This is a genomic window from Paraburkholderia sp. Ac-20347 (assembly GCF_017104805.1).
GTDB lineage: Bacteria > Pseudomonadota > Gammaproteobacteria > Burkholderiales > Burkholderiaceae > Paraburkholderia > Paraburkholderia tropica.
In genome coordinates this window covers 1-13,650 of record NZ_JAAGPN010000223.1, presented here as the reverse complement: position 1 = coordinate 13,650, position 13,650 = coordinate 1, and the positions used below count along the sequence as shown (strand labels likewise).

The 13,650-nt window shown below is 66.3% G+C and carries 10 protein-coding genes and 4 pseudogenes; 2 read left to right on the top strand and 12 right to left on the bottom strand.

Translation table 11 applies throughout. The annotated features are described in order from the left end of the window. Positions 1 to 75: 75 nt before the first annotated feature. The 5 genes and pseudogenes from G3N97_RS29590 to G3N97_RS29570 form a co-directional block, all read right to left on the bottom strand. Positions 76 to 636, bottom strand: a pseudogene (locus G3N97_RS29590) (FAD-dependent oxidoreductase); the annotation flags it as partial. After that, positions 636 to 1,487, bottom strand: coding sequence for a presqualene diphosphate synthase HpnD (hpnD, locus tag G3N97_RS29585; RefSeq protein ID WP_205996492.1), 852 nt, complete (start codon positions 1,485 to 1,487; stop codon positions 636 to 638). The gene hpnD and the pseudogene G3N97_RS29590, both read right to left, overlap by 1 nt. Positions 1,488 to 1,832: 345 nt before the next feature. Further along, positions 1,833 to 2,783, bottom strand: a complete 951-nt coding sequence (locus G3N97_RS29580; protein ID WP_205996494.1) for a sensor domain-containing diguanylate cyclase — start codon at positions 2,781 to 2,783, stop codon at positions 1,833 to 1,835. 11 nt (positions 2,784 to 2,794) lie between these two features. Then, positions 2,795 to 3,418, bottom strand: a complete 624-nt coding sequence (locus G3N97_RS29575) for a chemotaxis protein CheC (RefSeq protein ID WP_065061651.1) — start codon at positions 3,416 to 3,418, stop codon at positions 2,795 to 2,797. Continuing rightward, a complete protein-coding gene (locus G3N97_RS29570; protein ID WP_205996491.1) occupies positions 3,411 to 3,779 on the bottom strand; it encodes a response regulator in 369 nt (122 codons plus the stop codon). The genes G3N97_RS29575 and G3N97_RS29570 overlap by 8 nt, the downstream gene beginning before the upstream one ends. A gap of 673 nt (positions 3,780 to 4,452) precedes the next feature. On the opposite strand from G3N97_RS29570, the gene G3N97_RS29565 reads away from it, so the two are divergent. Next, positions 4,453 to 6,750, top strand: a complete 2,298-nt coding sequence (locus G3N97_RS29565; RefSeq protein WP_205996490.1) for a hybrid sensor histidine kinase/response regulator — start codon at positions 4,453 to 4,455, stop codon at positions 6,748 to 6,750. Between the two features lie 336 nt (positions 6,751 to 7,086). Here the strand turns inward: G3N97_RS29565 and G3N97_RS29560 are convergent. The 6 genes and pseudogenes from G3N97_RS29560 to G3N97_RS29535 form a co-directional block, all read right to left on the bottom strand. Beyond that, positions 7,087 to 7,950, bottom strand: a pseudogene (locus G3N97_RS29560) (HlyC/CorC family transporter); the annotation flags it as partial. Between the two features lie 165 nt (positions 7,951 to 8,115). After that, positions 8,116 to 8,838, bottom strand: coding sequence for a gamma-glutamylcyclotransferase (locus G3N97_RS29555; RefSeq protein WP_205996489.1), 723 nt, complete (start codon positions 8,836 to 8,838; stop codon positions 8,116 to 8,118). Positions 8,839 to 8,874: 36 nt separating this feature from the next. Beyond that, positions 8,875 to 9,336, bottom strand: a complete 462-nt coding sequence (gene ybeY, locus G3N97_RS29550; protein ID WP_065059337.1) for an rRNA maturation RNase YbeY — start codon at positions 9,334 to 9,336, stop codon at positions 8,875 to 8,877. A 29-nt stretch (positions 9,337 to 9,365) separates the two neighbouring features. Continuing rightward, on the bottom strand, positions 9,366 to 10,469 hold the full coding sequence (locus G3N97_RS29545) for a PhoH family protein (RefSeq protein ID WP_205996488.1): 1,104 nt from the start codon (positions 10,467 to 10,469) through the stop codon (positions 9,366 to 9,368). Positions 10,470 to 10,526: 57 nt separating this feature from the next. Beyond that, the gene (gene miaB, locus G3N97_RS29540; RefSeq protein ID WP_205996487.1) at positions 10,527 to 11,900 is read right to left on the bottom strand and encodes a tRNA (N6-isopentenyl adenosine(37)-C2)-methylthiotransferase MiaB; all 1,374 of its coding nucleotides are present in this window, start codon (positions 11,898 to 11,900) and stop codon (positions 10,527 to 10,529) included. A 249-nt stretch (positions 11,901 to 12,149) separates the two neighbouring features. After that, positions 12,150 to 13,193: a LysR family transcriptional regulator gene (locus G3N97_RS29535; protein WP_205996486.1), complete on the bottom strand. Its 1,044-nt coding sequence runs from the start codon at positions 13,191 to 13,193 to the stop codon at positions 12,150 to 12,152. A gap of 136 nt (positions 13,194 to 13,329) precedes the next feature. On the opposite strand from G3N97_RS29535, the pseudogene G3N97_RS40220 reads away from it, so the two are divergent. Then, positions 13,330 to 13,500: pseudogene (locus tag G3N97_RS40220) on the top strand (extradiol dioxygenase); the annotation flags it as partial. On the opposite strand, the pseudogene G3N97_RS40215 reads toward G3N97_RS40220, so the two are convergent. Further along, positions 13,489 to 13,650, bottom strand: a pseudogene (locus tag G3N97_RS40215) (porin); the annotation flags it as partial. The pseudogenes G3N97_RS40220 and G3N97_RS40215 sit on opposite strands and share 12 nt — an antisense overlap.

Genomic DNA, 13,650 nt, shown 5'->3' with positions numbered 1-13,650 from the left:
TTTTTTCATGATACGCCCACACACGAGACTTACCACGAGGCGCACCCTCCTCCCCTACCAGACGACCTTCCGAGCCGCCGCCAGCGCCTCGCGCAGCATCGCCGAAGCGAGTTCGGCGCTCGCTTCGCGCGGCTCGACGTTGAGCCCCGCGAGCAGCAGCGGGCGCACCAGGCGGTCCCACAGCACGCCGTCGCAGCGCATGGTCTGCGCGAGCGTGCGGCCCGGCTTGGCGAACAGCAACGGCAGCAGCGCGAGATAGTCCGACACGCGGGTGCCCGGCACGCGCGCCTGGGCGTCGCCGATCCAGAACGGCACGCGCGAGCGCGAAAACCGCACGCTCCAGCGCGAGCGCGCCGCGAGGTCCATGAACGCGAATCCGGGTTCGGCCGGGCCCGTCAGTTCGTCGGCGGCGCCGATCGCGCGCACGTAGTCGAGCGTGTGCGCGTGATTGGCCAGCACCAGATGGTTGCCGCTGTCGAGCGTCGCCGCCAGCGTGCGGTCATAGTACGAACGGCATCGTCCACCTGCCTGCGCGCCCGCTTCGTGCAGGGCGACCTGCACGCCCCGGCGCTGCAGCCGCACGGCCGTCGCAAGGCCCGCCAGCCCCGCGCCGATCACGTGGACGAGCCGCGGCATCAGAACAGCGCGTAGCGCGCCACGATCCACATGAGCCGCGCGCGCGGTTTGGCCACCTTGGTGCGCGGCAGGTCGAAGCCGCGATCGATGGTGCGTTCGAGCAGCACGCGGTAGACGCCCGACATGATGCGCGGCGCCTTGACCTGGATGCGCGGCGTGCGGTCCATGATCGCGTCGGCGGCGGCGAAATGGCCGAACGCGCGTTCCACCAGCGTCGCGCAGACGCGCGGCAGGCGCGGATCGGCGGCGATCTGGTGCGGACCCGTGGCCGCGATGCCTTCGCGCGCGAGCAGTTCGCGCGGCAGATAGCAGCGGTTGATGTCCGCGTCCTCGTCGATGTCGCGCAGGATGTTGGTCAACTGCAGCGCACGGCCGAGGTGATGCGAGAGCAGCCGGCCCGGCTCCTCTTCCATCCCGAAAATTCTCACCGACAGACGGCCCGCCGCGCTCGCGACGCGGTCGCAATAGAGGTCGAGCGTGTCCTCGTCGGGGGCGCAGATGTCCTCGGCGGCGTCCATCGCCATGCCGTCGATCATCGCGTGGAAGTCCTCGCGCTGCAGCCCGAACGTGTGGATGTGGCGCGTGAGCGCGGCCAGCGAGGCGCGCGGCGTGCCGGCGTAGCACGCGTCGATATCGGCGCGCCATTGGTCGAGCCCCGCCGCACGCTCGGCGCGCGGCAGGTCGCTGTCCGCGATGTCGTCGACAGCGCGGCAAAAGGCGTAGACCTGATACATGGCGTCGCGCTGCGCGGCAGGCAGGATGCGCATCGCCAGATAAAACGAGCTGCCCGACGATGCGGCGGCGGCGTCGGTTTGATGTGTATCGTCCACGACGAGGTTGGAAACAGCCAAGACGATCTCCGCTGGGGTCGCCCTCGACGGGGCGTTTCAGATATTCGGGCCCGCATGGAGCGGGTCGCCCGCGCGCGCGGACACGCGCGAGGCACCGGCTCGCTCGAACGCCACTCGGGGTCCAAGGCCGGAAACGGGCCAAAGTATATCAACCTTTGCGGGCCGCCGCAGTCGGGAACCTCGCCGCAATCAGGGACAAATGGAGAAGCGCCGGCGCGCGAGGCCGGGCGCGAGTTTCGTCACAGGTTTATCGTCGGCTTATAACGGACAACGTCGCGCAGATTCCCGCCATCGTCCGCCATGTTCGAGGAAATCGCGCCAGAAGGCGCGATCCCGGTCGAGCAGCTAAGACAGCTCGTGCAGCAGCACCACCGAACGGTTGCGGCCCTGGCGCTTGGCGCTGTAGAGCGCGGCGTCGGCTTCGTTGATCATGACTTCGTAGTCGTTCGCGCCGGGCCGCGCCGCGGCGGCGCCCACGCTTGCCGTGACCGGCACGACCACGCCCTGCACGTCCACGGGCGTGTCGCCGATCGTGTGGCGGATCTTCTCGGCCACGTGAAGCGCGTCGTCGAGCGGCGTGCACGGCAGCAGCAGCGCGAATTCCTCGCCGCCGAAACGGCCGAACACGTCCTGCTTGCGCACCACGTCGGCCACGCGCTGCGCCATCGAGCGCAGCACCGTGTCGCCGGTGACGTGACCGAATTCGTCGTTGATCTTCTTGAAGTGGTCGAGATCGAACAGCAGCACCGAGAGGTCGCCGCCGTAACGCTGCCAGCGCGAGAATTCCTCCATCAGGCGCGACTCGAAGAAGCGCCGGTTCGCGATGCCCGTGAGGCCGTCGCGGTCGGCGTATTCGCGCAGCTTGGCCACGGCGTCTTCACGCTCGCGCTGCATCACGCTGACGTGCGTGACGTCGGACACCGTGACGCACACGGCGATCACCTCGCGCTCGCGCATCAGCGGCATGAAGGTGCAGTCCTGCTGCATGTAGTCCACGCCGCCCGTGATGGGGCGGTCGTGATCGAAGCGGAACAGGTAGGGCCGCTGCTCCCACGAGCTGAAGGCGAAGCTGCCGAGCTGGAACACGCTTTCGACCTTGCGCGCGAGCCACGCGCGCGGCAGGTCGGGAAAGCGCTCGAAAATCGGGCGGCCGATCACGTCCTCGGCGGACACGCCGCTGTGGTCCTGCATGAAGCGGTTCCACATCAGCACGTTCATGTCGCGGTCGAGCACGAACAGGCCGAAGCCCACGCGTTCGACCACGAGGTCGGACAGCGAAGGCGTCGACAACGGCAATTCAGGGGTAGTCATAGGCTGTGCAACAGCGCGTCGATGGCCCGGCTTACATGATGGATCGACTCTTCGGCCATCAGCATGACGAGATGCGCGCGAAAACGCTGGTCTTCCAGCGCAAAGTTGACTTCGACGAGCAGCGCGAGATCCCACGCGAGCAGGCCGGGCTGGAACACTTCGTCGAGCGTGACGGCATCGCCGAGCAGGCCCGGCTGTGAAAACACCGGCAGACGCCCGAGCTGGTCGAGCATCGACGAGACACACGCGCCGGTCAGCACGTTCGCCACGTCGAAGATCAGTTCCTGCTCGGTGAGCGCGTCCCAGGTGGACTCCGCGAACGGGCCGCCGATCAGCGCGCCGAGTTCCGCAATCTCGCCGCTGCGGCAGATCACCAGCGCCTCGCCCTTGATTTCGGAGCGAAAACCCTGGCGCACGGCCGTCACCGGACCGTCGATGCCGGTCATCTCGCGCAAGGCGTCCGCGGCCTCGCTGACCGCCACCACGCGCACGCGCGGCACCGACAATTCGATGAAAGCATTCAGGAGCCCCGACAAACGCGTGGCTGCCTGGCCCATCCCCAGATTGGCGATCTCCTGAAGCGCGTCGCGCTGCAGTTCCGTGAACACTCGATCAGGCATACAACCCGTACTCCTTCAGGATGGGTAGCAGCGCTTCCTGGGTGACCGGCTTCGGCACGAACGCCATCGCGCCCAGCGCGAGCGCGCGCTCCTGCGCACGCGGCTGGACATCGGCGGATACGACGATCACGAACGTATTCAGATCCTCGTGCTGCATGGCTTCGAGAACCTGAAAACCCGTCATGCCGGGCATCGTCAGATCGAGAAACATGACCGGTGCACGCCCGGCGCGATAGAGCGCCAGCGCTTCATGTCCGTTCGACGCGTACGAGATGTCGACGTCCCAGTCATCGGGAAGCGCCTTCGTGAGCACCTTGCGGGCTAACAGCGAATCATCGGCGATCACGATGGGCAAGGACATGGATATGCTGAGTGAATGTGCGTTGGACGGAATGCGTTAAGACGTATTAACGGCCGCGTGCGCACTATCTTTAGGGCGGACGCGTATTTTATGCGCGATACGTGAATTACCGCATATGACAGCGCGACGGGAAGCGTGGCTGGCGCGGCAAATCGGATCGACCCGGTGAGAGCGGCGCCCCGAATTCCGCCGCGTTACTCGTCCCCGCTGCTTTAGCTGAGGGGGCCGACTTACAGAATGGATACGCGAAAAACAGCGCGCTGCACGTGCACATTTTTCATACGTATTTATCGTGCCCCGAATTCTCGAAGCAAATGAAATGAAATGCAACTCGTCGATAATCGTTACGCGATCAAAATTGACTTTCTTTTCCGGTTTTTCGGAAAATAAATAATCGAACCAACGAATCAGCGCCGATAATTATCCTTTTGTGTACGTTTGCGCTACGCGGATTTTCGCGCAATCGCGCGTCTGTCCGAAAAAATCGTTCTTTTTTGCGACGTTTAGTCCGGCGGCGCGTGAAATTGACTTTTTCCCTGCGCGAACGCCGCGCGCGGGGCCGCGAACGGTTCGTGCGAGCGCGCAATCGGGCACGCCGACGCGGCAGTTGGAACGCTACGGTCGTTTATGATGTCAGAAGCTCCGCCGCCGCCTCCATCCCCTTATCCGTACGATGATTCCCGACCGGCCCGCCGGGCCAGACGATCGCTCGCCCGCTTCGCCGCGCACCGATGAAGCGCCGTTTCCGGCCGCGCCCAGTCACGACTTCACGGTCCGCCGCCGCACGCTGATTGCGCTGCTCGTGGCGGCGATCGTGCTGCCTTGCGTCTACGTGGCCACGATGGCCTGGAACGACCTGCGCACGCGCGAAGCCGACGCCACCGACGTCACGCTGCGCACCGTGCGCGTGGCCGAAGAGCACGCGCTCAAGGTGTTCGACATGAACGACGCGCTCGACACGCGCATCGTGGACGGCGTGCAGGATCTCGACGACGAAGGCATCCGCCTGAACGAAGCGCAGATTCACGAGAAACTCGACGCGATCGGCGGCGGCTATCCGCAGGTCGCGGCCGTGTCGATCTTCGGCCGCGACGGCGACCTGCTCGCGAGCAGCCGCTATTCGCCGCCGCCGCCCGTTTCGATCCTCACGCGCGACGACTTCGTGGGCATCCGCGCGGGCCGCATGATCGATCACGTCTCGCGCGTGATGCAAGGCCAGGTCAGCGGCGAAACGGTGTTCAACACGGGCGTGGCGCGCCACGACGCGCAAGGCCAGTTCGCGGGCCTCGTCTCGGTCGCGCTGCGGCCCGCCTACTTCGGCACCTTCTATCGCGAGCTGCTGGGCGCGGACTCGCCGATGGCGCTCGGCCTCGTGCGCAGCGACGGCGCGATTCTCGCGTTCGAGCCGCCGCCGCCTGCGGCCCAGGCGCGCGCCGGCGGTCCGGGCATCACGCCGGGTTCGCCGTTCGCCTCGGCGCTCGCGGGCGGCAAGGACGCGGGCGTCGTGCACATGCGCTCGCAACTGCTCGACGACAAGGTGATCCTCGCGTACCGGCGCGTCGGCGCGTATCCGGTTTATGTCACCTGCGCGTACCGCAGCTCGGCGATCTGGGCCGCGTGGTACCGGCACCTGAGCGTGCTGATCATCTCGATGTTCACGCCGTCGATCGCGCTCTGGTGCGTGATCTGGCTGTCGCTGCGCCGCCTCGCCGCCGAAGAGGAAGCGTGGGAGCGCTGGCAGGCCGAAGCGTCGATGCGGCGCTCGATCGAATCGGCCTACCGGCAGTCGCGCAAGATGGAAGCGCTCGGCAATCTCGTCGGCAGCGTCGCGCACGACTTCAACAATCTGCTGATGATCGTCTCCGCCAACGTGCAGATCGCGCGGCGGCGCGGCGCGGCCGCGTTCGAGCGCGAACTCTCGGCGATCGAGCGCGCGCTCAAGAGCGGCCAGTCGCTCACGCGCCAGTTGCTCGGCGTGGCGCGCAAGCAGCCGCTGCGCAACGAGACGATCCACGCCGGACGCTGGCTGCCCGCGAGCCGCGAACTGCTGCGCGCGTCGCTGGGCGCGAAGGTCTCGCTCGTCGTCGATGTCGACGAAAGCGTGTGGCCCGTGAACGTCGACGTCGCCGAATTCGAACTCGCGCTCATCAATCTCGCCGTCAACGCGCGCGACGCCATGCCCAACGGCGGCCGCTTCACGGTGCGCGCGCGCAATATCGCGTTCCGGCCCGGCGAGGGCTTTCCGCTCGACGGCGAATTCGTGCACGTTTCGCTGGAGGATTCCGGCGTCGGCATGTCGCCCGACGTGCTCGCGCGCGCGTTCGAGCCGCTCTATACGACCAAGCCGAAGGGCATGGGCACGGGGCTCGGGCTGCCGCAGGTGTTCGCGTTCTGCGAGCGCTCGGGCGGACTGGCCGCGATCGACAGCGCGATCGGCGCGGGTACGTCGGTGCATCTGTATCTGCCGCGCGCCGCCGCCGCGCCCGCCGTCGTGCACGAACCGGCGCCGCGCGAGGACAGCGTCGCGCCGCTGCATGGCCTGCGCGTGCTGCTGGTCGAAGACAACGACGAAGTCGCGGCGGGCACCGAAGCGCTGCTGCAGATGATGGGTCATCACGTCACCTGCGCGAACGACGCGGCGAGCGCGCTCGCGCTCGTCAAGGCCGGCCACGTTGCCGCGGCGAACGACGACGACGCGACGCCCTTCGCGCATTTCGATCTTGTGCTCTCGGACATCCACATGCCCGGCGAAATGAACGGCATCGATCTGGCCGAGGCGCTGCAGAACTGCGAGCCGACGCTGCCCGTGATTCTCGTCACCGGTTACGCGGAGGAACTCGAGCGCGCGCGTCACGTGGACGTGCGCGTGCTCTCGAAGCCGTTCGACATCGCCTTGCTGGAGAAATTGCTCGAAGCAATCCAGCGCGACTTGCAGACGCGCGCGCGCCGGGAACGGGACGCGACGCTGTAGGTCGAAAAGTCTGGCTCCGAACGCGTGGGACCGAACGCCTGGGTTCGAAACTCTCGCGGCACGAAGATTGCGGCATGCTCGACCAGGCGTCGGCGGGCGCACCGCATCGGGGCACCTGGATTTGCCGCATCCTGTCGTCGGATTCGTGGATGTCGCGGACGCGCGCCCACTGCCATATCAGCCTTTGTCACCGCTTATCGTCACAGTATTTGCCACCGCTTTTGCCGCCACTGCCCGACGGGCGAGGAGTGAGCCATGAGACAGACCGTGACGGGTCTCTTCGAGACCCTGGATGCAGCGCGGCACGCGCAGGAAGCGCTGCTGCAGCGCGGCTTCGCGCTGACCCGCGAGCGGGTCGCGGCGCACCAGCAGCATGTGCACCTGGCGGGCGTCGGCGCGCAGCACCTCGAAAATCAGGTCGCCGAGACGCACCTTCTCGCCGCGATGCGGCACGTGGCCGAAATGATTCGTCACGTAACCGCCGATCGTGTCCACTTCTTCATCAGGGAAATGGGTGCCGAACGCCTCGTTGAACTGCGTGAGTTCGGTGAGCGCGCGCACGCGGAAGCGGCCGTCGGGCGAAGCGATGATGTTGCCGCTTTCCTCGTCGAAGTCGTATTCGTCCTCGATGTCGCCGACGATCTGCTCCAGCACGTCCTCGATCGTGATCAGGCCGGCCACGCCGCCGTATTCGTCCACGACGATGGCGATGTGATTGCGGTTCTGCCGGAAGTCGTGAAGCAGCACGTTCAGGCGCTTCGACTCGGGGATGAACACCGCCGGGCGCAGCATGCCGCGCACGTCGAATTCCTCCTCGGCGTAATAGCGCAGCAGATCCTTGGCGAGCAGCACGCCGATCACGTTGTCGCGATTGCCTTCGTAGACCGGATAGCGCGAGTGCGCCTTGTCCAGCACGTAGGGGATGAATTCGTCCGGGCTCTCGGCGATGTTGATCGCGTCCATCTGGGCGCGCGGCACCATGATGTCGCGTGCGCACAGCTCGGACACCTGGAACACGCCTTCGATCATCGAAAGCGAGTCGGCGTCGATCAGATTACGCGCGTGCGCGTCCTGGAGTATTTCGAGAAGCTCGCTGCGCGAGTCGGGCTCGGGCGAGATGAAGTCGGTCAGACGCTCGAGGAGCGAGCGCTTTTCCTGCGGTTTGTCGGCTTGTCTTCGACTGGGATAAGAGTCGTTCATGGTGGTGCGCCCGTCTGCCCTCGGAGGGCGGGCGCGCTATTGCGGAAGGGAAAGGATACAACATGCGCGTGGCGTCACCGTGTAAGTGGCGCGCCTTCGCATCCATCCTAACGCAGATGCGGCGCCATCGCGCGTCGGACGAAATTCAGGATTCGGGGCCGGGGCTCACGCGCAGCGCGCGAGCAGGCGTTCCAGCGCGCGGTCGGGCATGCCCGTCTCGCGCAGGGCGTCGACGGTGCGGCGCACGTAGTCGAGCGTCGTGCCGTAGCGGCCCGTGGCGCAGCCGAACACGGTGCGCACGGTGTTTTCGTCGAGTTTGCCGGTGTAGGTGGGCACGTCGCGGCGCATCACGAACGAGAGCGCGGTGACGCGCCGTCCGTCTTCGAGCGCGCACGGCAGCCACGCGGGCCGGTACGAGCCCATCGGCATTTCGCGTCGCCAGAGCGCTTCCAGATGCGGCATCACGCCTTCGGCCGCGAGGCGGAACGCCACACCCGCGCACGAACCGCCGCGGTCGAGCGCGAGCACGAGGCCCGGCTGCTCGGGCGTGCCGCGATTCACGCGCGACCACAGATACAGGCCGCGATGGTAGCCATGCACGCGCGAGCGCACGTTCTCGACGGTCGGCAGGCCGGGGTTCCAGATCAGCGAGCCATAGCCGAACAGCCAGAGGTCGCTTTCGCGGTCCCAGTCGCGCAGCGTGCAGTCGAGCGAGGCGCGCAGATCGTCTTCGGTGAGCAGGCGCGGATCGCCGAGCGCGGGCGGATAGCCGGGGCAGGGCGCACGCACGGCGCCGCCCGGAACGGCAGCATCACGCGCGCCGGGGACGCCCTCCGACTGAGGTTGCGCGGAGGGATCGTCGAAGGCGGGCGTGCTCTTGTCGTTCATGGCGGAAGGCGCGCGGTGCGCGGCGCGTTGAGGTCCTTATTTGTACGGATCGGGAAAACCGAGCGAATTGAGGACTTCGGTTTCGATGCCTTCCATCTCTTCGGCTTCGGCGTCGTCCTCGTGATCGTAGCCTTGCGCATGCAGCGCGCCGTGCACCAGCAGATGCGCGTAGTGCGCGGCGAGCGGCTTGTTCTGCTCGGCGGCTTCCTTTTCCACCACCGGGCAGCAGAGGATCAGGTCGCCCGTGACCGGGTCGTCCTCGCTCTCCGCGTAGGCGAAGGTGAGGACGTTGGTCGCGTAGTCCTTGCCGCGATAGCTGCGGTTGAGCGTGCGGCCTTCCTCGGCGTCGACGAAGCGCACGGTCAGTTCCGCGTCGGCGAACAGCGCCGCCTTCACCCAGGCCGCCACGGTCGCGCGCGGCAGCGCGGCCTTGTGCTCGGGAAACGCCTTCGCGGCGGGGAACTGAAGGTTCAGTTTGAGTTTCGGTGCGCGGGACATGTTGAGCTGTCGATCGGATTCAGCACTGATCAGCGTGCGTCGGCGCCGCTGTCGTCCTTCTTCGAATGCGCGTCGTAAGCCTCGACGATACGCGCGACGAGCGGATGACGCACCACGTCCGCGCTCGTGAAGTGCGTGACGGCGATGCCGCGCACGTTCGCGAGCACATGCTGCGCCTCGATCAGCCCGCTCTTGTGGCCGCGCGGCAAGTCCACCTGGGTGGTGTCGCCGGTCACGACCGCCTTCGAGCCGAAGCCGATACGCGTGAGGAACATCTTCATCTGCTCGGGCGTGGTGTTCTGCGCCTCGTCGAGAATGATGAACGCGTGATTGAGCGTGCGGCCGCGCATGTACGCGAGCGGCGCGATTTCGATCATCTGGCGCTCGAACATCTTCGCCGTCTTGTCGAAGCCGAGCAGATCGTAGAGCGCGTCGTAGAGCGGGCGCAGATACGGATCGACCTTCTGCGCGAGATCGCCGGGCAAAAAGCCCAGACGCTCGCCCGCTTCGACGGCCGGACGCGTCAGCACGATGCGCTTGACCTGATCGCGTTCGAGCGCGTCGACCGCGCAGGCCACCGCGAGATAGGTCTTGCCCGTGCCCGCCGGCCCGATGCCGAAGGTCACGTCGTGCGAGATGATCTGCTTCAGGTACTCGCGCTGCGCGGGCGTGCGGCCGCGCAGGTCGGCGCGACGCGTGTAGAGCTTCGGACCTTGCTCTTCGACGTCGATATCGTCGCGCGCCGGTTCGTCGAACGGATGGTCGGGATCGCCGCGAAAACGCGGATCGATTTCCGCGCCGTCGTCGGACTTGCCGTTGCCGCCATTGCCGCCGTTACCGTTCGCGCGCGCATTCGCGCGGCTCGCCAGATGGCGCGCCTCGACCAGCGCGAGCTGGATGTCGTCGACGGAAAGCGGATCGCGGGCCTTGTTGTAGAAGTTTTCGAGCGCGGTGAGCGCGAGCTTCGCGCCGCGGCCGCGAATCGAAATCCGATGGCCGCGCCGTGCGAGCGTCACGTCGAGCGCCTGCTCGATCTGCCGCAGATTTTCGTCGAGCGGGCCGCAGAGGTTGGCGAGCCGCGCGTTGTCGTCGTGCGGCGCGGTGAATTCCAGATGCTGCTGATTCGGCTTCAAGGTGTCTCTGAACTCCCGTGTTCCGTGAGTGGCGCGCTGCAGGTGCCGGTTGGCGATTTAGTGCGACAGCGCCGAATTGCCCTCGTGCGCGAGCACGAGCTCGCCGCGCAGCGAGTGCGGGTACGCGTGGTTGATCTTCACGTCGATCATCTGGCCGATCAGGCGCGCGTGCGAAGCGAGCGGCGCCGGGAAGTTCACCACACGGTTGTTTTCCGTGCGGCCCGACAGTTCGCTCGGATCCTTGCGCGACGGACCTTCGACCAGAATGCGCTCGACGCGTCCGACCATCGACTGGCTGATGCGCTGTACGTTCTCTTCGATCGTCGCCTGCAGATGCTGCAGACGCTTGAGCTTCACTTCGCGCGGCGTGTCGTCTTCGAGGTTCGCGGCGGGCGTGCCCGGACGCGGACTGTAGATGAACGAGAAGCTCGTGTCGTAGCTCATCTCTTCGACGAGCTTCATGGTCTTTTCGAAATCTTCCTCGGTCTCGCCCGGGAAGCCGACGATGATGTCGGTCGAGAGCGAGAGGTCGGGGCGGATCGCGCGCAGCTTGCGGATCACCGACTTGTATTCGAGCACGGTGTAGCCGCGCTTCATCCCCATCAGCACGCGGTCGGAGCCGTGCTGCACAGGCAGATGCAGGTGGTTCACGAGCTTCGGCACCTTCGCGTAGGTGTCGATCAGGCGCTGCGTGAATTCCTTCGGATGCGAGGTGGTGTAGCGAATGCGCTCGATGCCGGGGATGTCGGCGACGTATTCGATCAGCGTGGCGAAGTCGGCGATTTCGCTCGCGCCTTGCGTGAGCTGGCCGCGATAGGCGTTGACGTTCTGGCCGAGCAGCGTGACTTCGCGCACGCCCTGGTCGGCGAGACCGGCGACTTCGGTGAGCACGTCGTCGAGCGGACGCGAGACTTCGTCGCCGCGCGTGTAGGGCACGACGCAGTAGCTGCAATATTTCGAGCAGCCTTCCATGATCGAGACGAATGCGCTCGGACCTTCCACGCGCGCGGGCGGCAGATGGTCGAACTTCTCGATTTCGGGGAAGGTGATGTCGACCTGCGCGCGGCCCGAGGCGCGGCGCGCGTCGATCATCTGCGGCAGGCGGTGCAGCGTTTGCGGACCGAACACCAGATCGACATACGGTGCGCGCTGGACGATGGCCGCGCCTTCCTGGCTCGCCACGCAGCCGCCCACGCCGATCAACAGGTTCGGGTTCGCTTCCTTCAGTTCGCGCACGCGGCCGAGCTCGGAGAAGACTTTTTCCTGGGCCTTTTCGCGCACCGAGCAGGTGTTGAACAGAATCACGTCCGCGTCTTCGGGCGTGTCGGTTTTCACGAGGCCTTCAGCGGCGCCGAGTACGTCGACCATCTTGTCGGAGTCGTACTCGTTCATCTGGCAGCCATAGGTCTTTACATAAACTTTCTTGGTCATCGGGGTTCGCCGTTCGCAGTGGTTCACCTGGGGGCGTCGTCCGGTTGATGCACGAAATGCACGTCGGGACTACGGTGAAAATTGGGGCTGAAGCGGGTGGCCGGCCTGCGAAGGCTGTGGCGCACAGTGGGGCGGTTCGCTGGCGGGTTTTACTGGTGCCTTGGCGCGCGTTTTTTGCGTGCGCATTGGCTTCTGATGCCGCCGGATGACTACGCGAACCATCGTTCAGCTTAATCCAACATTATAGCCTTATGCGCTGACGGCCTTGCGACCCCGCGGCCGTCCCGGCGCCGCGCCGATCGCCGTATCCGACACGACTTGCACGCCGTTCGCGCCGTGCGCGTGTCCCGCGTGTTCCGGGTCTTCCGCCCAGGGCACGAGCGCGCTCAACTCGTGCGCCGCCTGGGCGAAACGCTCGGACAGGAAGTCCAGCAGCACGCGCACGCGCGGCGCCAGATAGCGGTTGCGGTGATAGAGCGCGTGCACGGGCTGCTCGGCGTAACGCCAGTCCGGCATGACGATCCGCAGCCGCCCGGCGCGCAGGTCGTCGGCCACGTCCCAGATCGATTTCACCGATAAACCGTAGCCGCACAGCGTCCATTGGCGCACGGCCTCGCCGTCCGAGCTTTCGAGCGCGTTCTCCAGCGGCACGACGTAGGTCTGCGACGCGTTCCCGCGCGTGAAGCGCCACTCGTTGACCGGGCCCGCCGGCGAGCCGATCACGATGCAGTCGAAGCGGGCCAGATCGGCGGGCTCGTGCGGCTCGCCGTGGCGGGCGATGTAATCGGGCGCGGCGCACAGCACGCGCGGGTTCGGTGCGAGCCGCCGCGCGATCAGCGAACTGTCCTGCGGCGTGCCGAAGCGGATCGCCAGATCGATGTCCTCGAGCAGCAGATTCGAGATCGAATCGGTCAGCGTGAGCGCGAAACGCACCTCGGGATAGTGCGTGAGGAATTCGTCGAGCCAGGTCATCAGCAGATTGCGGCCGAAGTCGGAAGTCGCCGAAATGCGCACCTTGCCGCGCACCGCGTTCTGGCCCTCCTGCAGCGCGGCCTTGGCGTCGTCGAGCGAGCGCAGCGCGCTTTCGCTGCAATTGAGGTAGGCGCGGCCTTCGTCGGTCAGGCGCAACTGGCGCGTGGTGCGGTCGAACAGGCGCGCGCGCAGCTCCGTTTCGAGCCGCGCGAGCCGGGCGCTGGCCGCCGCCGGCGTGAGGCCCAGCTTGCGGCCCGCCGCCGAGAGGCTGCCGAGCCGCGCGGCTTCCACGAAGAGGCGCACGTCGCCGAGATTGTCCATGTCGATACCGAAAAGATTATTAGACAGCGTTTGAAAATCCTTCAAATGCTACGCCAATTATCAAGTCTGCGCCGAAGCTGGACAATGCGCGTGTTTTCAGGATTCGCCACGCAGGGAACCACGCAAGGACGCCGCCATGCAACTCGATCACGTCACGCTCGTCACGCCCGATCTGGATGGCACGCGCCGTTTTTTCTGCGAGATCGCGGGGCTGGAGGACGGCCCGCGTCCGCCGTTTTCCGTCGGCGGACACTGGCTCTATGCGCAAGGCCGCGCGGTGATCCATCTCGTCGATGCGACCGTGCCCGCGTGACCCGCGCACGCCGCCGCGCGCGACGAGCGCTTCGAACTGGAGGCCGCCGAAGTTCGGCGAGGTGTATTTCACGGCGTTCGAAACGCGCGCGCTGAAGTCGTTGTTGTCGACGTCGCCGGGCGTGGCGAACGGGACGCTGCCGCC